Raw genomic sequence first — 19,648 nt, 5'->3', positions numbered from 1 at the left:
ACGACATTCCGGTGCCACAATGGCGGCCTCACGTTCCGATATCGAAGGAGAGCGAGATGGCGCATGGCGAACATAAATACCGCGTGGCAGTGGAGTGGACCGGTAACCGGGGCACCGGCACGTCGGGGTATCGCGAATACGGCCGCGATCACGTGATCCGGGCGGGTTCGAAGCCGGACATTCCCGGCTCGTCGGATGCGGCGTTTCGCGGCGACGCGGCGCGGTGGAATCCGGAAGACCTGCTGCTGGCTTCGGTATCGGCGTGCCACAAGCTCTGGTATCTGCATCTGTGTGCGGATGCGGGCGTGCGCGTGCTCGCGTATGTCGACGACGCCGAAGGGACTATGCTCGACAATCCCGAGCCGGGGCGCTTCACCGAAATCGTGCTGCATCCGCGCGTGACGATCCGCGCGGGCGACGATCGCGCGCTGGCCGAGCGGCTGCATCACGACGCGCATGCGAAGTGCTATGTGGCGAATTCGGTGAATTTCCCGGTCCGGTGCGAACCGGTGATCGAGTTTGCTGCGGTGTGATGCCAGTCATGGAGCAGGCCGGACGAAACGGGGCCGCGCCGCGTTACAACACGATCCCATACACCTCCCGCGCCGCCGCCCGAATCGCGTCCGCCATCACCTCGACAGCCGGCGAATGCAGCCGGTCGGTGCGCGTGATGATCCCGAAATCGTCCATCCGGCAGTCCATCTCCAGCGGCAGCACCGACACGATCCCGTGTCGCGCGTAGTACAGCGCGACGTCCTCCGCGAGCACCGCGATCATGTCGCTCTGCTCGATCAGCTGCGTGATGAACAGCAGCGCGGCCGTTTCAACCACATTCGCGGGCGGCGCGAGGCTCGCGCGCTGGAACACGAGCTCGAAGCGATGGCGCAGCACGCTGCCGGCCGGCGGCATGACCCATGCGGCACGCTGCACGTCGGCGAGCGACAGCGGCGCCTGTGCGAGCAGCGGATGGCCGGGCCGCACGACCGCGGCCACCGGCTCGCCGGTCAGCGGCTCGTAACGCAGGTGCAACTTGTCGTGTTCGGCGGACAGCCGGCCGAGCACGATGTCGAGCTTGTCCTGTGCGAGATGTTCTAGCAGAGCGTTGCTCGTGTCGATCGACACCGACACGCGCACGTTCGCATGCGTCCCCTTCACGGCGGCGACGGCCGGCGGCACGAGCCGCAGCCCCGGCGACGTGATCGCGCCTACCGCCACGTGCCCGAGATGGCCGGCCTTCAGCGCGGCGAGTTCCTCGCGCGCCTGGTCGAGGCTGCCGAGCGCCGCGCGCGCGTGGCGGATCAGCGCGTCGCCATACAGCGTCGGCCGCATCCCGCGCGGCAGCCGCTCGAACAGCACCGCGCCGATCGATTCCTCGAGCTCGCGCAACAGCTTCGACGCGGCCGGCTGCGTCATGTTCAGCGCGGCCGCCGCGCGGTGAATGCTGCCTTCGTCGGCGAGCGCGACGACCAGCAGGAGCTGGCGGGTCTTCAGGCGGCTGCGGTTTCCCCACGGGCTGGCTTCTTGCATCGTACGGGTTTATATCGATATCGGAATCGATATCGTAATCGCCTAAAACGTCATTAGCGAGTTATCAAAATTCTGCCTAGACTGCGCCGGTATCCCGTCACCACAGGACTGACGATGTCGGCAACAAAACCCAGGCTGCGCTCCACCCAATGGTTCGGCACGAACGACAAGAACGGCTTCATGTACCGGAGCTGGATGAAGAACCAGGGGATTCCCGATCACGAGTTCGACGGCCGGCCGATCATCGGCATCTGCAACACGTGGTCCGAACTGACGCCGTGCAACGCGCACTTCCGCAAGCTCGCCGAGCACGTGAAGCGCGGGATCTTCGAAGCGGGCGGCTTCCCGGTCGAGTTCCCGGTGTTCTCGAACGGCGAATCGAACCTGCGGCCGTCGGCGATGCTCACGCGCAACCTGGCGTCGATGGACGTCGAGGAAGCGATCCGCGGCAACCCGATCGACGCGGTCGTGCTGCTCGCCGGCTGCGACAAGACGACCCCGGCGCTGCTGATGGGCGCGGCGAGTTGCGACGTGCCGGCGATCGTCGTGTCGGGCGGGCCGATGCTGAACGGCAAGCTCGAGGGCAAGAATATCGGCTCGGGCACGGCCGTGTGGCAGTTGCATGAATCGCTGAAGGCGGGCGAGATCGACCTGCACCATTTCCTGTCGGCGGAAGCCGGCATGTCGCGCTCGGCCGGCACCTGCAACACGATGGGCACGGCGTCGACGATGGCGTGCATGGCCGAGGCGCTCGGCGTCGCGCTGCCGCACAACGCGGCGATTCCGGCTGTCGATTCGCGTCGCTACGTGCTCGCGCACATGTCGGGCATCCGCATCGTCGAGATGGCGCTCGAAGGGCTCGTGCTGTCGAAGATCCTGACGCGCGCCGCATTCGAGAATGCGATCCGCGCGAATGCGGCAATCGGCGGCTCGACCAATGCGGTGATCCACCTGAAGGCGATCGCGGGCCGCATCGGCGTGCCGCTCGAGCTCGAGGACTGGATGCGCATCGGCCGCGACACGCCGACGATCGTCGACCTGATGCCGTCGGGGCGCTTCCTGATGGAGGAGTTCTATTACGCGGGCGGGCTGCCGGCCGTGCTGCGCCGGCTCGGCGAAGGCGGGCTGCTGCCGCACCCGGATGCCCTGACGGTCAACGGCAAGTCGCTGTGGGACAACGTGCGCGAAGCGCCGAACTACGACGACGAAGTGATTCGCCCGCTCGATCGGCCGTTGATCGCGGACGGCGGCATCTGCATCCTGCGCGGCAATCTCGCGCCGCGCGGTGCGGTGCTGAAGCCGTCGGCGGCGAGCCCCGAGCTGCTGAAGCATCGCGGCCGCGCGGTGGTGTTCGAGAACCTCGATCACTACAAGGCGACCATCAACGACGAAGCGCTCGACGTCGATGCCAGCTCGGTGCTGGTGCTGAAGAACTGCGGACCGCGCGGGTATCCGGGGATGGCCGAGGTCGGCAACATGGGCCTGCCGCCGAAGCTGCTGCGTCAAGGCGTGAAGGACATGGTGCGGATCTCGGATGCGCGGATGAGCGGCACGGCTTACGGCACGGTCGTGCTGCACGTCGCGCCGGAAGCCGCCGCGGGCGGGCCGCTGGCCGCCGTGCGCAACGGCGACTGGATCGAACTCGACTGCGAGGCCGGCACGCTGCACCTGGACATTACGGATGACGAACTGCAGCGCCGCCTGTCGGACGTCGATCCCACCGCGTCGCCCGGCGTGGCCGGACAGCTCGGCAAGGGCGGCTACGCGCGGCTGTACATCGATCACGTGCTGCAGGCCGACGAGGGGTGCGACCTCGACTTCCTGGTCGGCATGCGCGGCGCCGACGTGCCGAGTCATTCGCATTGAGCGGCAGACGGGGCGCGGGCGGCGGCTCGCGTAACGCGAAGTGGTGAGTGAAATCGTGAACGCTTGATGGCCTCGCCTCGAGGCCGACGCAGGACCCGACCATGACATCGAGCAGCACGCCGCGCTATCGCGGCATCTTCCCCGTCGTCCCGACGACGTTTTCCGACACCGGCGAACTGGACCTCCCGAGCCAGAAGCGCGCGGTCGATTTCATGATCGACGCGGGCTCGGACGGGCTGTGCATTCTCGCGAACTTTTCCGAGCAATTCGCGATCACCGACGACGAACGCGACGTGCTCACGCGCACAATCCTCGAACACGTGGCCGGCCGCGTGCCGGTGATCGTCACGACGTCGCACTACAGCACGCAGGTGTGCGCGGCGCGCAGCCTGCGCGCGCAGCAGCTCGGCGCGGCGATGGTGATGGCGATGCCGCCGTATCACGGCGCGACGTTCCGCGTGCCCGAAGCGCAGATCTTCGACTTCTTCGCGCGTGTGTCGGACGCGATCGACATCCCGATCATGATCCAGGATGCACCGGCGAGCGGCACCGCGCTGTCGGCGCCGTTCCTTGCGCGGATGGCGCGCGAGATCGAGCAGGTCGCGTACTTCAAGATCGAGACGCCCGGCGCCGCGAACAAGCTGCGCGAGCTGATCCGGCTCGGCGGCGACGCGATCGAAGGGCCGTGGGACGGCGAGGAAGCGATCACGCTGCTCGCCGACCTGCACGCCGGCGCGACCGGCGCGATGACGGGCGGCGGGTTTCCGGACGGCATCCGGCCGATTCTCGAAGCCTTCCGCGAAGGGCGGCACGACGATGCGTTCGCGCGCTACCAGACATGGCTGCCGCTGATCAATCACGAGAACCGCCAGTCCGGGATCCTCACCGCGAAGGCGCTGATGCGCGAAGGCGGCGTGATTGCGTGCGAGCGGCCGCGGCATCCGATGCCGGAACTGCATCCGGACACGCGCGCGGAGCTGCTCGCGATCGCGCGCCGGCTCGATCCGCTCGTGCTGCGCTGGGCGCGCTGAGCAAGTGGCGAAGGAGAAACGCAGATGAGCGACGTGATTTCGCTGGGCGTGATCGGAATCGGCAAGATCGCGCGCGACCAGCACCTGCCGGCGATCGCCGCCGAACCGGGTTTCGTGCTGACCGCATGCGCGAGCCGTCATGCGGAAGTCAACGGCGTGCGCAACTATCAGGACCTGCACGCGCTGCTTGCCGCCGAGCGCGACCTCGACGCGGTGTCGCTGTGCGCGCCGCCGCAGGTGCGCTACGCGCAGGCGCGCGCCGCGCTCGAGGCCGGCAAGCACGTGATGCTCGAGAAGCCGCCGGGCGCGACGCTCGGCGAAGTGGCCGCGCTCGACGCGCTCGCGCGCGAACGCGGCCTCACGCTGTTCGCGACCTGGCATTCGCGCTGCGCGAGCGCGGTGGAGCCGGCGCGCGCGTGGCTCGCGTCGCGCACCATCCGCGCGGTGCAGGTGCGCTGGAAGGAAGACGTGCGGCGTTGGCATCCGGGCCAGCAATGGATCTGGGAGCCGGGCGGCCTCGGCGTGTTCGATCCCGGCATCAACGCGTTGTCGATCGTCACGCGGATCCTGCCGCGCGAGCTCGTGCTGCGCGAGGCGACGCTCTACGTGCCGAGCGACGCGCAGATGCCGATCGCGGCCGAACTTGATTGCGCCGATACGAACGGCGTGCCCGTGCGCGCGGAATTCGACTGGCGGCACGGCCCCGTCGAGCAGTGGGAGATCGCGGTCGACACGTCGGACGGCGTGCTCGCGATCAGCCGCGGCGGCGCGCAATTGTCGATCGGCGGCGAGCCGGTCGAGATCGGGCCGCAGCGCGAGTATCCGGCGCTGTATGCGCAGTTCCGCGCGCTGATCGCGCGCGGCGAAAGCGACGTCGACGTGCGGCCGTTGCGGCTCGTCGCCGATGCGTTTCTGTTCGGGCGGCGCGTCGGGACCGACGCGTTCGGCCGCTGACACCATGCGGTCGCGCTCGATCGCGAGCGCGTCCGCGCACGACGGTAGTTGAAGACCCAAGCCAATACAAGGAGACACCGCATGAACCGCACGATTCGCCGACACACCCTGCGCGCGCTGCTGGCCGCGCTTTGCATTGCGCCGCTCGGGATGCAGGGCGCGGCGCACGCCGACGCGCCGTTGAAGATCGGCTTCCTGGTGAAGATGCCCGAGCAGGCGTGGTTCATCAACGAGCAGAACGCGGCGTCCGCGCTGGGCCAGAAGGAGAACTTCTCGGTCGTGAAGATCGGCACGCCGGACGGCGAGAAGGTGCTGGCCGCGATCGACAACCTCGGCTCGCAAGGCGCGCAGGGCTTCGTGATCTGCGCACCCGACGTGCGTCTCGGGCCGGCGATCGCCGCGCGCGCGAAGCGCTACAACATGAAATTCGTGACGGTCGACGACCAGCTCGTCGACTCGACCGGCAAGCCGCTCGCGAACGTGCCGCACCTCGGGATGTCGGCGACCAAGATCGGCAACCAGGTCGGCCAGGCGATCTCCGACGAGATGAAGCGGCGTGGCTGGAAGCCGGAGGAAGTCGGTGCGCTGCGCATTACGAACTACGAGCTGCCGACCGCGAAGCTGCGCACCGACGGCGCGACGCAGGCGCTGCTCGCGAACGGCTTCCGCAAGGAGAACATCTTCGATGCGCCGCAGAAGACGACCGACGACGAAGGCGGCTTCAGCGCGGCCGCGCCCGTGCTCGCGCGCCATCCGAACGTGAAGAAGTGGGTGGTGTACGCACTGAACGAGGAAACCGTGCTCGGCGCGGTGCGCGCGACCGAACAGCTGCACATTCCGGCGGCCGACGTGATCGGCGTCGGCATCAACGGCGCGGGCGAGGCGTTCGCCGAATTCCAGAAGAAGGAGCCGACCGGCTTCTACGGGACGATCGCGGTCAGCTCGACGAACCACGGCAAGGACAGCACGCAGAATCTCGTCGACTGGATCCGTAACGGCAAGACGCCGCCGGCCGACACGCAGACGAGCGGCAAGCTGATGACGCGCGCGAACTGGCAGGCCGTGCGCGCTGAGCTCGGCATCTGAGCGTGCGGGGCGACGACGCGATGACGATGCAGACGATGACGGCTGTGCCGGGCAACGACGACACGGCCACGCACGGCGGCGATGCGTCGCCGCCCGGCGGTGCGCTGCTCGCGCTCGACGGCATCACGGTGACGTTCCCGGGCGTGCGTGCGCTCGACGGCGTGTCGCTGTCGGTGCGCGCGGGCGAAGTGCACGGGCTGATGGGCGAGAACGGCGCGGGCAAGTCGACGTTGCTGAAGGTGCTGTCCGGTGTGAACCAGCCACAGGCCGGCACGCTGACGCTGAACGGCACGGTGCAGCGCTTCGCGTCGACGCGCGCCGCGCTCGAGGCCGGCATCGCGATCATCTACCAGGAGCTGCATCTGGTGCCCGAGCTGACGGTCGCGGAGAACCTGATGCTCGGCCAGCTGCCGAGCCGGCTCGGCGTGGTCGACGAGCGCGCACTCGCGGTGCGCGCGCTCGATGCGCTGGAGCGGCTCGGCGAGCACATCGATCCGGACATCCCGGTGAAGTACCTGTCGATCGGTCAGCGCCAGATGATCGAGATCGGCAAGGCGCTGATGCGCGACGCGCGCGTGATCGCATTCGACGAACCGACGAGTTCGCTGTCCGCGCGCGAGACGACGCAGCTGTTCCGCATCATCCGTTCGCTGCGTGCCGAGGGCCGCGCGATCATTTACGTCACGCACCGGATGGAGGAAGTCGATGCGCTGTGCGACCGGGTGACGGTTTTCCGCGACGGCCGCCGGATCGAGACGTTCGAATCGGTCGCCGATCTCGATCGTGACCGGCTGATCGGCTGCATGGTCGGCCGCTCGATCGAGGACGTGTACGGCTACCGGCCGCGCGCGGCCGGCGACGTGCTGATCGAGGCGAAGGCGCTGCTGGGGCCGGGCTTGTCGGAGCCGGTGTCGTTCGCCGCGCGGCGCGGCGAGATCGTCGGCTTCTTCGGATTGGTCGGCGCGGGGCGTTCGGAGCTGATGAAGCTGCTGTACGGCGCGGCGCGCCCGAGCGGCGGGCACGTCGAGCTGGGCGGCAAGCGTGTCGCGTTCGCGAGCCCCCGCGACGCGGTGCGTGCCGGCATCGCGCTGTGCCCGGAGGACCGCAAGCAGGAAGGCATCGTCGCCATCGCGTCGGTTGCCGACAACCTGAACATCAGCGCGCGCCGTCATTTCAGCCCGGCGCGCGTGCTGCTCGACGCGCGGCGCGAACGCGAGCTCGCGCAACGCTACATCGAGCGGCTGGCGATCAAGACCCGCGACGGCGAGACGCCGATCGGCGCGCTGTCGGGCGGCAACCAGCAGAAGGTCGTGCTCGCGCGCTGGCTGGCCGAGCGCATCGACGTGTTCCTGATGGACGAGCCGACGCGCGGCATCGACGTCGGCGCGCGCGCGGAAATCTACAACCTGTTCTACGAGCTCGCGGAAGCGGGCCGCACGGTGATTATCGTGTCGAGCGACCTGGCCGAGGTGATCGGCGTGTCGGACCGCATCATCGTGATGAAGGAAGGGCGGATCGCGGGCGAGGTCGCGAAGGCGCAGGCGACGCCCGACGCGCTGATCAAGCTCGCGCTGCCGCGCTAGCGGCACGCAGTCAAACGGAAAGCAACCGATATGAGCCAGGCAATGCAACCCCAACGTACTTCCCCGTCCCCGGATGCAGCGGGCGCAGCCGCGCCCGCGCGAGCGCGCGGCGGCATGTGGCAACTGATCAACCGCTCCGGCATCGTGATGGTGTTTCTCGTGCTGTTCGCGACGCTGTCGCTGACCGTGCCGGACTTCCTCACGCCGCGCAACATCCAGGGCCTGCTGCTGTCGGTCACGCTGATCGGCTCGATCGCGGTGACGATGATGTTCGTGCTCGCGCTCGGCGAAGTCGACCTGTCGGTCGCGTCGATCGTCGCGTTCTCGGGCGTCGTCGCGTCGACGCTGATCACCGCGACGCACAGCGTCGTGCTCGGCATCGCGGCCGGCGTGCTCGCGGGCGGTGCGGTCGGGCTCGTGAACGGCGTGCTGATCGCGCGCTGGCGGATCAACTCGCTGATCGTCACGCTCGCGATGATGGAAGTCGTGCGCGGGCTCGCGTTCATCACGTCGAACGGCGACGCGGTGATGATCTCCGAGGAGCGCTTCTTCGATCTCGGCGGCGGGTCGTTCCTCGGCATTTCGTATCCGATCTGGAGCAACATCGTCGGCTTCGTCGTGTTCGGCTTCCTGTTGCGCAAGACGGTGTTCGGCAAGAACGTGCTGGCCGTCGGCGGCAACGGCGAGGCCGCGCTGCTCGCCGGGCTGCCGGTGATGCGCATCAAGATCGCGGTGTTCGTGCTGCAGGGGCTCGTGACCGGCTTCGCCGGCGTGATGCTTGCATCGCGGATGAGCCTCGGCGATCCGAAAACGTCCGTCGGCCTCGAGCTCGGCGTGATTTCCGCATGCGTGCTCGGCGGCGTGTCGCTGACGGGCGGCGTCGCAACGATTTCCGGCGTGCTGGTCGGCGTGCTGATCATGGGCTCCGTGCAGGACGCGATGAGCCTGCTGAACGTGCCGACTTTTTACCAATATCTGATACGCGGCGGAATTCTGTTGCTCGCGGTGCTGTTCGACCAGTATCGTCGCAACCAGCGGCGCGCGATGAAGATCTGACCCTGGCGAACGCGCGGCCGCCCGCGAAGGCGACAGATATCGGGAGACGGCATGCAACAGATTCAACCGGGCGCGGCGGCGCTGCTCGTCGACAGCCGCAACACGCTCGGCGAAGGTGCGACGTGGTGCGACGCGACGCACGCGCTGTACTGGACGGACATCGAAGGCGCGCGGCTGTGGCGTTGCCGCGCGGACGGCTCGGACCTCGCGCAGTGGCCGATGCCGGAACGGCTCGCATGCTTCGCGCTGACGCACGAGCCGAATGTGCTGCTCGTCGGGCTCGCGACGCATCTCGCATTCTTCGATCTGCGCAGCGGGGAATTCACGCGGATCGTCGACGTCGAACCCGACCTGCCTACGCGGCTGAACGACGGCCGCTGCGATCCGTTCGGCGCGTTTGTGTTCGGGATGAAGGACGAAGGCGGCGACCCGCCGCGCGCGGTCGGCGGCTTCTACCGGCTCAATCCGGACCTCACGCTCGAACGGCTTGCGTTGCCGGCGGCGGCGATCGCCAACAGCATCGCGTTCTCGCCGGACGGCACGAAGATGACCTTCTGCGATTCGATGGTGCGCGAGATTCTCGTCTGCGATTACCGCGCAGGCGGCGACGTGGCCAACGTGCGACCGTTCGCGCGGCTGACCGATGCGCACGGCGACCCGGACGGCTCGACGATGGATCGCGACGGCGGGCTGTGGAACGCGCAGTGGGGCGGTGCGCGCGTGGTGCGCTACGGGCCCGACGGCATCGAGACGGATCGCGTGGCCGTGCCGACCGCGCAGCCGAGCTGCGTGACGCTCGACGGCGAAGGGCGGCTGTATGTGACGAGCGCCCGTGCCGGGTTGAGCGACGACGCGCTGGCCAGCGATGCGCATGCCGGCGGCGTATTCGTCGCCCGGACGCGGCATGCCGGATTGCCGACCGCGCGATTCTCGGGAGCGCCGCGCGGCTGACCGCGGATCGGATTCCATTCCGCTCACGGGATACGTCCGACGCGCCGAGCCAGGTGCTCAGGCGCGCGGTTTGCCGCGCATGCGCGCGCACACGGTGGCCGTCCCGCTTGCCCGAACACCCCGTGGGTTTCCCGACGTGCTGGTAAGATGGCCCGCAATCCCATCCCGCCCGCACCATGAGTTCCGCACCAACCAAGCCCGCGAGCCCGAAAAACGCCGCGAAGAACGCCGCCCGCGCGACGGGCGACAAGCCGAAGGCGCGCGTGCAGCAGCGCCTGACCTACGTGATCGGCGGTCTCGACCGGCTGCTGCGCCGGCATATGACCGACGCACTGGCACCGCTCGGCATCACGCTCGCGCAATACACGGCGCTGTCGGTGCTCGAGGCGCGCGGCGCGTCGTCGAACGCGCAACTGGCCGAGCGCTCGTGGATCACGCCGCAATCGGCGAACGAGGTGATGAGCGTGATGGCCGCCCGCGGTTTCGTTACGCGCGAAGCCGACCCTTCGCACGGCCGCATCATCCTGCTGAGGCTGACCGACGAAGGCGCGGCGATGCTGCGTGAATGCGAAGCCGTGCTGCGCCCGCTCGAGACGCGAATGCTCGGCGACATCTCCGCCGACGACGCCGCGCACGTGCAGCGCGCGCTCGAACTGTTCTCGCGCAACCTGCGCGGCTGATTCCTTCCCGAAACGTTACGGCGCGGGCCCGTGCGGCCCGCGTTCGCTTTCCCGCCCGCTCGCCGGTCGCCTGACCGTTCCCCGATTACGTCGTTGTCGCCGCTTTGCGCTCCGGGTTTACACCGGCGCTCATGTTGCTTGCAATATCAGGTAGCCTGATATTAAATGAAGCCGTTCGCAGCAGGAATGCTGCGCACCGAAATGCACTGATTGGCACAGGAACGAACGACAGGAACAGACATGAGCAAGTACGACAACCGCTGGCAGACCGTTGAAGTGAAGGTGGAGGCCGGCATCGCATGGGTCACGCTGAACCGCCCCGAGAAGCGCAATGCAATGAGCCCGACGCTGAACCGGGAGATGCTGGAGGTACTCGACGCGGTCGAGTTCGACGACGAGGCGAAGGTGCTGGTGCTGACTGGCGCGGGCGCCGCATGGACGGCCGGCATGGACCTGAAGGAATATTTCCGCGAAATCGACGGCGGCTCCGACGCGCTGCAGGAAAAGGTGCGGCGCGACGCATCGGAATGGCAATGGCGCCGCCTGCGGATGTACAACAAGCCGACCATCGCGATGGTGAACGGCTGGTGCTTCGGCGGCGGATTCTCGCCGCTCGTCGCGTGCGATCTCGCGATCGCGGCGGACGAAGCGGTGTTCGGGCTGTCGGAAATCAACTGGGGCATCCCGCCGGGCAACCTCGTCAGCAAGGCGATGGCCGACACGGTCGGGCATCGCCGCGCGCTGCACTACATCATGACCGGCGATACGTTCACCGGCGTGGAGGCCGCTGAAATGGGCCTCGTGAACAGCAGCGTGCCGCTGGCCGGCCTGCGCGACGCGACGATCGCGCTCGCCGCGCGGCTGATGGACAAGAACCCGGTCGTGCTGCGCGCGGCGAAGCACGGTTTCAAGCGTTCGCGCGAGCTGACGTGGGAGCAGTGCGAGGATTACCTGTATGCGAAGCTCGACCAGGCGCAACTTCGCGATCCGGAGCGCGGCCGCGAGCAGGGGCTGAAGCAGTTCCTCGACGACAAGACGATCAAGCCGGGCCTGCAGGCATACAAGCGCTGATACAAGCGCCGCGCAACCGACAGAGACAGGCAAGGCAGGAGACGACATGACCGACAGACGGATGCTGATCGCCGGCGAGTGGTGCACCGCCCGCGACGGACGAACCTTCGACCGATTCAACCCCGCGACGGGCGCGCTCGCGTCGCGCGCGCCGGCGGCCGGCGCGGCCGACGCCGACGCGGCGGTCGAAGCCGCGCATCGCGCGTTCCCCGCGTGGGCGGCGCTCGCGCCGACCGAACGGCGCCGCCGGTTGCTGAAGGCGGCCGATCTGATGGACGCGCGCATCGACGCGTTCATCGCGGCCGGCGTCGCCGAAACGGGTGCGACGCCCGGCTGGCTCGGCTTCAACGTGACGCTCGCGGCGAACATGCTGCGCGAGGCCGCGTCGATGACGACGCAGATCGACGGCGACGTGATTCCGTCCGACGTGCCGGGCAATCTCGCGCTCGCGATGCGCGTGCCGTGCGGCGTCGTGCTCGGCATCGCACCGTGGAACGCGCCGGTGATCCTCGGCACGCGCGCGCTGGCGATGCCGCTCGCATGCGGCAACACGGTCGTGCTGAAGGCATCCGAAGCGTGCCCGGGCGTGCACACGCTGATCGGCGCGGTGCTCGAGGAGGCCGGGCTCGGCGCGGGCGTCGTCAACGTGATCACGCATGCGGCGGCCGATGCGCCCGAGCTCGTCGAGCGGCTGATCGCGCATCCGCACGTGAAGCGGATCAACTTCACCGGGTCCACGCACGTCGGGCGCATCATCGCGCGCCATGCGGCCGCGCACCTGAAACCCGTGCTGCTCGAACTCGGCGGCAAGGCGCCGGTGCTCGTGCTCGACGATGCCGATCTCGACGCGGCCGTCGATGCCATCGCGTTCGGCGCATTCTTCAACCAGGGGCAGATCTGCATGTCGACCGAGCGCGTGATCGCCGCACGGCCGATCGCCGATGCGCTCGTCGAACGGCTGACCGACAAGGCGCGCACGCTGGTCGCCGGCGATCCGCTGGCGGGCCATGCGCTCGGCACGATGGTCGATGCGGCCGCGGCCGCGCGCGCCGCGTCGCTCGTCGAGGATGCGCGTTCGCACGGCGCGCGCCTGCCGCTCGGCTGCCGGATCGACGGCGCGACGATGCAGCCCGCGATCGTCGACGGCGTCACGCGCGACATGCGGCTTTATCGCGAGGAATCGTTCGCGCCGGTGGTCGCGATCCTGCGTGCGGACAGCGACGACGAAGCGGTTGCGCTCGCGAACGACAGCGAGTTCGGGCTGTCGGCGAGCGTGTTCAGCCGCGACATCGCTCGCGCGATGGCGCTCGCGCGCCGGATCGAATCGGGGATCTGCCACGTCAACGGGCCGACCGTGCACGACGAGGCGCAGATGCCGTTCGGCGGCACGAAGGCGAGCGGCTACGGCCGCTTCGGCAGCCGCGCATCGATCGCCGAGTTCACCGAGCTGCGCTGGATCACCGTGCAGACCACGCCGCGTCACTATCCGATATGAGCGAGCCGACGATGAATGTTGCGACGCCCGCGAGCGGCCCGGCGAACGACACGGACGGCGTGCGCTATCGCGCGGCAGCCGTCGCGGTCGGCTCGGCCGAGATTCGCCGCGCGGAAAACGGCACGTGGTACCTGCGCTCGCGCGAACCGCTCGGCGACTACCCGACGCGCCTGACCGACTGTCTCGTGCGCGGTGCACGCGCGCATCCCGACCGCGTGCTCGCCGCGCGGCGCGGCGCCGACGGCCGCTGGATCGAGATCACTTACGCGCGGATGCTCGAACGCGCCCGCGCGCTCGGCCAGGGCCTCGTCGATCTCGGGCTGTCGGTCGAGCGGCCGCTCGCGGTGCTGTCCGGCAACGATCTCGAGCATCTGCAGCTGATGTTCGCGGCGATGCTGGCCGGCGTGCCGTACGCGCCGATCTCGCCCGCGTATTCGCTGGTGTCGACCGATTACGGCAAGCTGCGTCACACGCTCCGCGTGCTGCGGCCGGGCGCGGTGTTCGTCGCCGAGCGTGCGCCGTTTGCGCGAGCGCTCGACGCGGCGCTGCCTGCCGATGCGGCGCTGATCGTCGCGAACGATGCCGATGCGGATGCCGATGGCGACGCGTCGTGCCGCATCGTGCCGCTGTCGCACCTGCTCGCGACCGTCCCGCGCACGATCGATGCGATCCATGAAGCGATTGGCCCCGACCATCTGGCGAAGATCCTCTTCACGTCGGGGTCGACGAAACTGCCGAAGGCCGTACCGACCACGCATCGAATGCTGTGCAGCAACCAGCAGATGCTGCGTCAGACGATGCCCGAGCTGACGCGCGAACCGCCGGTGCTGGTCGACTGGCTGCCGTGGAATCACACGTTCGGCGGCAGTCACAACCTCGGCATCGCGTTGTACAACGGCGGCACGCTGTACATCGACGACGGCCGCCCGGTGCCGGGCCGCTTCGACGAAACCGTGCGCAACCTGCGCGAGATCGCGCCGACGATCTACTTCAACGTGCCGAAGGGCTGGGAAGAGCTGACCGCCGCACTCGAACGCGATGCCGTGCTGCGCGACACGTTCTTCTCGCGCGTGAAGCTGTATTTCTTCGGCGGCGCGGGGCTGTCGCAGGCCGCGTGGGATCGGCTCGATCGCGTGACCGAAGCACATTGCGGCGAGCGCATCCGCATCATGGCCGGTCTCGGGATGACGGAGGCGTCGCCGTCGTGCCTGTTCACGACCGGGCCGCTGATGCGCGCCGGCTACATCGGCCTGCCGGCGCCGGGCTGCGACGCGAAGCTCGTGCCGTGCGGCGGCAAGCACGAACTGCGCTTCAAGGGGCCGAACGTGATGCGCGGCTACTGGCACGCGGACGTCGATCCGCGCGACGTGTTCGACGACGAAGGTTATTACCGCAGCGGCGACGCGGGGGTCTTCGCCGATCCGGAGCGGCCGGATCTCGGGCTGCTGTTCGACGGGCGGCTGACCGAGGATTTCAAGCTGAGCAGCGGCACGTTCGTCAGCGTCGGGCCGTTGCGCGCGAACGCGGTGTCGAGCGGCGCGCCGTACGTGCAGGACGTGGTCGTCACCGGGATCAATCGCGACGACATCGGCTTGCTGGTGTTTCCGCGTATCGAAGCGTGTCGTGCGCTGGCGGGACTCGCGGCTGATGCATCGGTTTCCGACGTGCTGCGCGCGCCGGCCGTGCGCGCGGCATTCGCGTCGTGGCTTGCCGTGCTGAACCGGCATGCAAGCGGCGGATCGACGTTCGTCGCGCGCATCCGGTTGATTGACACGCCGCCGTCGCTCGATCTGGGCGAAGTGACCGACAAGGGCTCGTTGAACCAGGCGGCCGTGCAGAAGCACCGCGCGGCGACGATCGACGCGCTGTACGATCCGGCGCGGCGCGATCCAGACGTGATTTACGCGTAAGTGGCGGACACGCCCGAGCGGGCACGGGCAGTTTCAAGCAATGACAGGCTCGCATGACGACCGGCCGGCCATGTGACCGGCGGGCACCCTTGCGGCTCGTGAATCAGGCTGCCTGATAAAGGCGACCGTTCGGACGACATATCGCGCGCCGATCCGCCAGTGGGCCCGCGGCGGCGCGCGCCGGTCGTCGCCGGGCCGATCGACTACAAGACATGGGACTGGAGACACGATGAACACTTACGTTGCCGAAAAACCGACGGTCGCGACCACGCTCGCGCTGTGTTTCGCGATCGCACTTCTCGAAGGGCTCGACCTGCAGTCGGTCGGCGTCGCCGCGCCGCGCATGGCGCGCGAATTCGGGCTTTCCGTATCGCAGATGGGCATCGCGTTCAGCGCGGGCACCTTCGGGCTGCTGCCGGGCGCGATGCTCGGCGGGCGGCTCGCCGACCGGATCGGCCGCAAGCGCGTGCTGATCGCGTCGGCCGTGCTGTTCGGGCTGCTGTCGCTCGCCACTGCGCAGGTATCGACCTTCGCGATGCTCGTCGTCGTGCGCGTGCTGACCGGCATCGGCCTCGGCGGCGCGATGCCGAACCTGATCGCGCTGTCGTCCGAAGCGGTCGAGCCACGCTCGCGCAGCAGCGCGGTGGCCACGATGTATTGCGGTATCCCGTTCGGCGGCGTGATCGCGTCGGTGATCGGCGTGCTGCTCGCCGGCGACACCGAATGGCGGCACATCTTCTACGTCGGCGGCCTGGGCCCGCTGCTGCTCGTGCCGCTGCTGGCGTGGTTCCTGCCGGAATCGCGCGCGTACCTCGACGTCGCCGGCACGCCGGCCGCGCGCACGAGCGTCGCGCGCACGTTGTTCGGCGACGGCCGCACGACGTCGACCGTCGCGCTGTGGGTCAGCTACTTCTGCACGCTGATCGTCCTCTACTTCCTGCTGAACTGGCTGCCGTCGCTGATGGCCTCGCGCGGGCTCGATCGCGCGCATGTCGGCCTCGTGCAGATCGCATTCAACGTCGGCGCGGGCCTCGGCGCGCTCGGCATCGGCGCGGCGCTCGACCGGATGCGCGCGTCGCGCGTGGTCGGCGGCATGTATGTCGGGATCGTGCTGTCGCTCGCCGCGCTCGCGGCCGCACCCGGCTTCGCGTCGCTCGCGGCGGCCGCGTTCGCGGCCGGGATGTTCGTGGTCGGCGGTCAGTCGGTGCTGTATGCGCTCGCGGCGATCTATTACCCCACGGCGATGCGCGGCACCGGCGTCGGCGCGGCGGTGGCGGTCGGCCGGCTCGGCTCCGTCGTCGGGCCGCTCGCGGCCGCGACGCTGCTGGCCGCGGGCCGCAGCGCGCCCGTCGTGATCGGCGCGAGCATCCCCGTCACGCTCGTCGCGGCCTTCGCTGCATTCGTGCTGATTCGCCGCCCGCAAGCCGGCGACTGAAACGTTTCGTTTTTTCAATGCGCGCCGTCAGAGCGCGCAACTCATCACGGTCTGGAGACGCAACGAAATGAAGACGAAGACTAGGAACGGCCTGCTGGCCGCCGGCGCGTGCTGCGCGCTTGCCGCGCCGGGCGCGCACGCGCAGTCCAGCGTGACGCTGTACGGCATCATCGATACGGGCGTCGAGTTCGTGTCGCACGCGAACGCGGCCGGCGACCACGTCGTGCGCATGCCGGGCGTGACCGGCGAGCTGCCGTCTCGCTGGGGCCTGCGCGGCACGGAGGATCTCGGCGGCGGCTATCAGGCGGTATTCACGCTCGAAAGCGGTTTCAACGTGCGCGGCGGCGATCTCGGCCAGGGCGGCCGGCTGTTCGGGCGGCAGGCATTCGTCGGATTGAAGAGCGGCTTCGGCACGCTCGCGTTCGGCCGCCAGTACACGATGACCTATCTCGCGCTGCAGGGCGCGGACATCATCGGCCCCGACATCTACGGGCTCGGCTCGTTCGACGCATACGTGCCGAACGGCCGCGCCGACAACGCGGTGACCTACGTCGGCACGTATCGCGGCGTGACGCTCGGCGCCGCGTATTCGTTCGGCCGCGACGGCGCGGGCACCGGCAATTCGCCGGGGCAGGGCACGTGCGCGGGGCAGGTGCCGGGCGATGCCGTCCAGTGCCGCAACTGGTCGGTGATGCTCAAGTACGACAGCGCGTATTTCGGTGCGGCGGCATCGTACGAGGAGCAGCGCGGCGGCACCGGCGCGGCCGCGAACTTCTTCGACGGCGTCGCACCGGTCGCATTCACCAGCAGCGGCGGCAAGGACGCGCGCACGCACGTGAGCGCGTATGCGCAGGCGGCCGGCGCGCGGATCGGCGCGGGCTGGATCGGGCGGCGCGTGTCGACCGGCTCGCCGGCCGCGCCGGGCGCGCATTCGGACCTGTTCTTCCTCGGTGCGTCGTATGCGGTGAAGCCCGATTTCATCGTCGACGGCGAGGGTTACCGGATCGTCAACAGCGCGCACGACACGCGCGCGACGATGGCCACGCTGCGCGCGACCTATCTGCTGACCAAGCGCACGGCCGTCTATGCGCAATCTTCGTATCTGTGGAACAGCGCGCATGCACGCTACGCGGTCAGCGGCGGCGGGCCCGGCACGACGCCCGGCGCCGGGATGGGGCAGCTCGGCGCGATGGTCGGCGTGCGGCACATGTTCTGATCCGGCAGCCTGACGAAGGGGAGATATCTTGAATAGGAAATCTGCATTCCTTTGCATTGCACCGCTGTCGGCGGCAGCCATGCTCGCCGGCTGCGGCGGCGACGATTCCGTCAGCGCCACGCCGACGCACCTGAGCGCCGCGACGCCGGCCGCGATGACGCAGACCTGCGACGCGCTCGCCGCGAAGCTGTCGTACGCGAACACGTCGTTCACGTCGGTGACCACTGCGGCCGCCGGCACGCTGACGGTGGCCGGCAAGCCGATCGCCGAACACTGCGTGATCGACGGGAAGATGAACGAGCGCGTGAGCGCGGTGGACGGCCAGACCTATGCGATCGGTTTCGAGATGCGTTTGCCGAAAGCGTGGAACGGCCGCTTCTTCTACCAGGCGAACGGCGGGCTCGACGGCAACGTCGTGACCGCGACCGGCGAGATCGGCGGCGGCGGGCCGCTGACCGACGCGCTGAACATGGGCTTCGCGGTGATCAGCTCGGATTCCGGGCACAGCGCCGCGCAGAACCCGCTGTTCGGCCTCGATCCGCAGGCGCGGCTCGACTACGGCTACGGCGCCGTCGACGCGCTCACGCCGATGGCCAAGCAAGTGATCCGGCTCGCATACGGGAAAGCGCCCGACCGCAGCTATTTCGGCGGCTGCTCGAACGGCGGCCGTCACGCGATGGTCACGGCCGTGCGCAACGCGGGCGACTACGACGGGATCATCGCGGGCGACCCGGGCTTCCATCTGCCGAAGGCGGCGATCGGCGAGATGTACGGTGCGCAGCAGTTCGCGAAGATCGCGTCGGCGACGGGGACGAATGGGCTGCCCGATATTCGCAGCGGCTTCACCGATGCGGAACGCAAGTTCGTCGGTGCGACGATTCTCGACAAGTGCGATGCGCTCGACGGCGTGGCCGACGGGATGGTGCAGGACGTCGCCGCATGCCAGGCGCATTTCAGCGTCGACGCCGACATCCCGACCTGCGCGAACGGCACGCGCACCGGCGCCTGCCTGACGACCGCGCAGAAGAGTGCGCTCGAGAACGTGTTCGCGGGCGCGCGCAACAGCGCGGGCACGGCGCTCTATGCGAGCTTTCCGTACGATCCGGGCATCGCGGCCGGCGGCTGGGCCGCGTGGAAGCAGTCGAACTCGGTCACGCTCGACCCGGCCGCGATGGCGTTCACGTTCACGACGCCGCCGAAAACCGCCGCGACGCTCGCGAACCTCGCCGGCTTCGCGCTCGGCTTCGACATGGACAACGACGCGCCGGCGATCTTCGCGACGAACGGCGTGTACACGCAATCCGCGTGGTCGTTCATGACGCCGCCCGACGAGACCAACCTGTCCGCGCTGAAGTCGCGCGGCGCGAAGCTGCTGGTCTATCACGGCACGGGCGATCCGGTGTTCTCGTACAGCGACACGAGCGACTGGTACGGGCGGCTCGCGCAGGCGAACGGCGGCGACGCGTCGGACTTCGCGCGCTTCTATCCGGTGCCGGGCATGAACCACTGCTCGGGCGGGCCGGCAGCCGACCAGTTCGACATGCTGACGCCGCTCGTCGCGTGGGTCGAGCAAGGGCAGGCGCCCAAGGCGATCGTCGCCACGGCGCGCGACACGACGAACGCGGTGCCGAATGCGGACGTGCCGGCGTCGTGGGGAGCGGGACGCACGCGTCCGCTGTGTCCGTATCCGCAAGTTGCGCGCTACAACGGCTCGGGCGACGTGAATTCGGCGGCGAGTTTCAGTTGTCGCTGACGTAGCGGGCGCGTGAACGTACCGATGCGCGGGT

16 protein-coding genes are annotated in these 19,648 nt (G+C 68.9%); 15 read left to right on the top strand and 1 reads right to left on the bottom strand.

Translation table 11 applies throughout. The features are described from left to right. Window positions 1-56 precede the first annotated feature (56 nt). The gene (locus tag WI26_RS26585) at window positions 57-533 is read left to right on the top strand and encodes an OsmC family protein (RefSeq protein WP_060321285.1); all 477 of its coding nucleotides are present in this window, start codon (window positions 57-59) and stop codon (window positions 531-533) included. Window positions 534-576: 43 nt separating this feature from the next. Here WI26_RS26585 and WI26_RS26580 read toward each other — a convergent pair whose 3' ends face one another. Next, window positions 577-1,527, bottom strand: coding sequence for a LysR substrate-binding domain-containing protein (locus WI26_RS26580; protein ID WP_069227705.1), 951 nt, complete (start codon window positions 1,525-1,527; stop codon window positions 577-579). A gap of 114 nt (window positions 1,528-1,641) precedes the next feature. Here WI26_RS26580 and WI26_RS26575 point away from each other — a divergent pair, with 114 nt between their 5' ends. The 14 genes from WI26_RS26575 (at window position 1,642) to WI26_RS26510 (ending at window position 19,614) form a co-directional block, all read left to right on the top strand. Beyond that, window positions 1,642-3,393 (top strand): IlvD/Edd family dehydratase, encoded by a 1,752-nt coding sequence (locus tag WI26_RS26575; protein WP_059538760.1) that lies wholly within the window; start codon window positions 1,642-1,644, stop codon window positions 3,391-3,393. 101 nt (window positions 3,394-3,494) lie between these two features. Continuing rightward, the gene (locus WI26_RS26570; RefSeq protein ID WP_059538758.1) at window positions 3,495-4,424 is read left to right on the top strand and encodes a dihydrodipicolinate synthase family protein; all 930 of its coding nucleotides are present in this window, start codon (window positions 3,495-3,497) and stop codon (window positions 4,422-4,424) included. 24 nt (window positions 4,425-4,448) lie between these two features. Next, window positions 4,449-5,378, top strand: coding sequence for a Gfo/Idh/MocA family protein (locus WI26_RS26565; protein WP_059508413.1), 930 nt, complete (start codon window positions 4,449-4,451; stop codon window positions 5,376-5,378). Window positions 5,379-5,459: 81 nt separating this feature from the next. Then, on the top strand, window positions 5,460-6,464 hold the full coding sequence (locus tag WI26_RS26560) for an arabinose ABC transporter substrate-binding protein (RefSeq protein ID WP_059467359.1): 1,005 nt from the start codon (window positions 5,460-5,462) through the stop codon (window positions 6,462-6,464). 20 nt (window positions 6,465-6,484) lie between these two features. After that, window positions 6,485-8,047: an L-arabinose ABC transporter ATP-binding protein AraG gene (gene araG / locus WI26_RS26555; RefSeq protein WP_069227882.1), complete on the top strand. Its 1,563-nt coding sequence runs from the start codon at window positions 6,485-6,487 to the stop codon at window positions 8,045-8,047. A 30-nt stretch (window positions 8,048-8,077) separates the two neighbouring features. Next, the gene (gene araH, locus WI26_RS26550) at window positions 8,078-9,103 is read left to right on the top strand and encodes an L-arabinose ABC transporter permease AraH (protein WP_059467358.1); all 1,026 of its coding nucleotides are present in this window, start codon (window positions 8,078-8,080) and stop codon (window positions 9,101-9,103) included. A 51-nt stretch (window positions 9,104-9,154) separates the two neighbouring features. Then, the gene (locus WI26_RS26545; RefSeq protein ID WP_069227704.1) at window positions 9,155-10,054 is read left to right on the top strand and encodes an SMP-30/gluconolactonase/LRE family protein; all 900 of its coding nucleotides are present in this window, start codon (window positions 9,155-9,157) and stop codon (window positions 10,052-10,054) included. 176 nt (window positions 10,055-10,230) lie between these two features. Then, window positions 10,231-10,734 (top strand): MarR family winged helix-turn-helix transcriptional regulator, encoded by a 504-nt coding sequence (locus WI26_RS26540; protein ID WP_059508415.1) that lies wholly within the window; start codon window positions 10,231-10,233, stop codon window positions 10,732-10,734. 240 nt (window positions 10,735-10,974) lie between these two features. Continuing rightward, window positions 10,975-11,805, top strand: coding sequence for a p-hydroxycinnamoyl CoA hydratase/lyase (locus WI26_RS26535; RefSeq protein WP_059448873.1), 831 nt, complete (start codon window positions 10,975-10,977; stop codon window positions 11,803-11,805). Window positions 11,806-11,851: 46 nt separating this feature from the next. Further along, a complete protein-coding gene (locus WI26_RS26530; protein ID WP_069227703.1) occupies window positions 11,852-13,300 on the top strand; it encodes an aldehyde dehydrogenase in 1,449 nt (482 codons plus the stop codon). Continuing rightward, the gene (locus WI26_RS26525; RefSeq protein ID WP_069227702.1) at window positions 13,297-15,210 is read left to right on the top strand and encodes a feruloyl-CoA synthase; all 1,914 of its coding nucleotides are present in this window, start codon (window positions 13,297-13,299) and stop codon (window positions 15,208-15,210) included. The genes WI26_RS26530 and WI26_RS26525 overlap by 4 nt, the downstream gene beginning before the upstream one ends. A 229-nt stretch (window positions 15,211-15,439) precedes the next feature. Beyond that, window positions 15,440-16,645, top strand: coding sequence for a 3-(3-hydroxy-phenyl)propionate transporter MhpT (gene mhpT, locus WI26_RS26520; protein ID WP_059508417.1), 1,206 nt, complete (start codon window positions 15,440-15,442; stop codon window positions 16,643-16,645). 67 nt (window positions 16,646-16,712) lie between these two features. Continuing rightward, complete coding sequence (locus tag WI26_RS26515) at window positions 16,713-17,861, top strand: porin (RefSeq protein WP_059508418.1); 1,149 nt, start codon at window positions 16,713-16,715, stop codon at window positions 17,859-17,861. A gap of 28 nt (window positions 17,862-17,889) precedes the next feature. Beyond that, window positions 17,890-19,614 carry a tannase/feruloyl esterase family alpha/beta hydrolase gene (locus WI26_RS26510; RefSeq protein ID WP_069227701.1) on the top strand — a complete coding sequence of 575 codons (1,725 nt, stop codon included), beginning with the start codon at window positions 17,890-17,892 and terminating at the stop codon, window positions 19,612-19,614. Window positions 19,615-19,648 lie beyond the last annotated feature (34 nt).

Source organism: Burkholderia diffusa (genome assembly GCF_001718315.1).
Classification (GTDB): Bacteria; Pseudomonadota; Gammaproteobacteria; order Burkholderiales; family Burkholderiaceae; genus Burkholderia; species Burkholderia diffusa_B.
Note: the sequence above shows the minus strand (reverse complement) of the source record. Positions and strands in the feature narration are given on the sequence as shown.

Excerpts from the sequence above, each read along its gene's own strand:
- WI26_RS26580 (WP_069227705.1), bottom strand. The coding sequence starts at position 1,527 with ATGCAAGAAGCCAGCCCGTGGGGAAACCGCAGCCGCCTGAAGACCCGC.
- WI26_RS26575 (WP_059538760.1), top strand. The coding sequence starts at position 1,642 with ATGTCGGCAACAAAACCCAGGCTGCGCTCCACCCAATGGTTCGGCACG.
- WI26_RS26530 (WP_069227703.1), top strand. The coding sequence starts at position 11,852 with ATGACCGACAGACGGATGCTGATCGCCGGCGAGTGGTGCACCGCCCGC.
- araG (WP_069227882.1), top strand. The coding sequence starts at position 6,485 with ATGACGATGCAGACGATGACGGCTGTGCCGGGCAACGACGACACGGCC.
- WI26_RS26570 (WP_059538758.1), top strand. The coding sequence starts at position 3,495 with ATGACATCGAGCAGCACGCCGCGCTATCGCGGCATCTTCCCCGTCGTC.
- WI26_RS26540 (WP_059508415.1), top strand. The coding sequence starts at position 10,231 with ATGAGTTCCGCACCAACCAAGCCCGCGAGCCCGAAAAACGCCGCGAAG.
- WI26_RS26525 (WP_069227702.1), top strand. The coding sequence starts at position 13,297 with ATGAGCGAGCCGACGATGAATGTTGCGACGCCCGCGAGCGGCCCGGCG.
- WI26_RS26515 (WP_059508418.1), top strand. The coding sequence starts at position 16,713 with ATGAAGACGAAGACTAGGAACGGCCTGCTGGCCGCCGGCGCGTGCTGC.
- WI26_RS26565 (WP_059508413.1), top strand. The coding sequence starts at position 4,449 with ATGAGCGACGTGATTTCGCTGGGCGTGATCGGAATCGGCAAGATCGCG.
- WI26_RS26560 (WP_059467359.1), top strand. The coding sequence starts at position 5,460 with ATGAACCGCACGATTCGCCGACACACCCTGCGCGCGCTGCTGGCCGCG.
- mhpT (WP_059508417.1), top strand. The coding sequence starts at position 15,440 with ATGAACACTTACGTTGCCGAAAAACCGACGGTCGCGACCACGCTCGCG.
- WI26_RS26535 (WP_059448873.1), top strand. The coding sequence starts at position 10,975 with ATGAGCAAGTACGACAACCGCTGGCAGACCGTTGAAGTGAAGGTGGAG.
- WI26_RS26545 (WP_069227704.1), top strand. The coding sequence starts at position 9,155 with ATGCAACAGATTCAACCGGGCGCGGCGGCGCTGCTCGTCGACAGCCGC.
- WI26_RS26585 (WP_060321285.1), top strand. The coding sequence starts at position 57 with ATGGCGCATGGCGAACATAAATACCGCGTGGCAGTGGAGTGGACCGGT.
- araH (WP_059467358.1), top strand. The coding sequence starts at position 8,078 with ATGAGCCAGGCAATGCAACCCCAACGTACTTCCCCGTCCCCGGATGCA.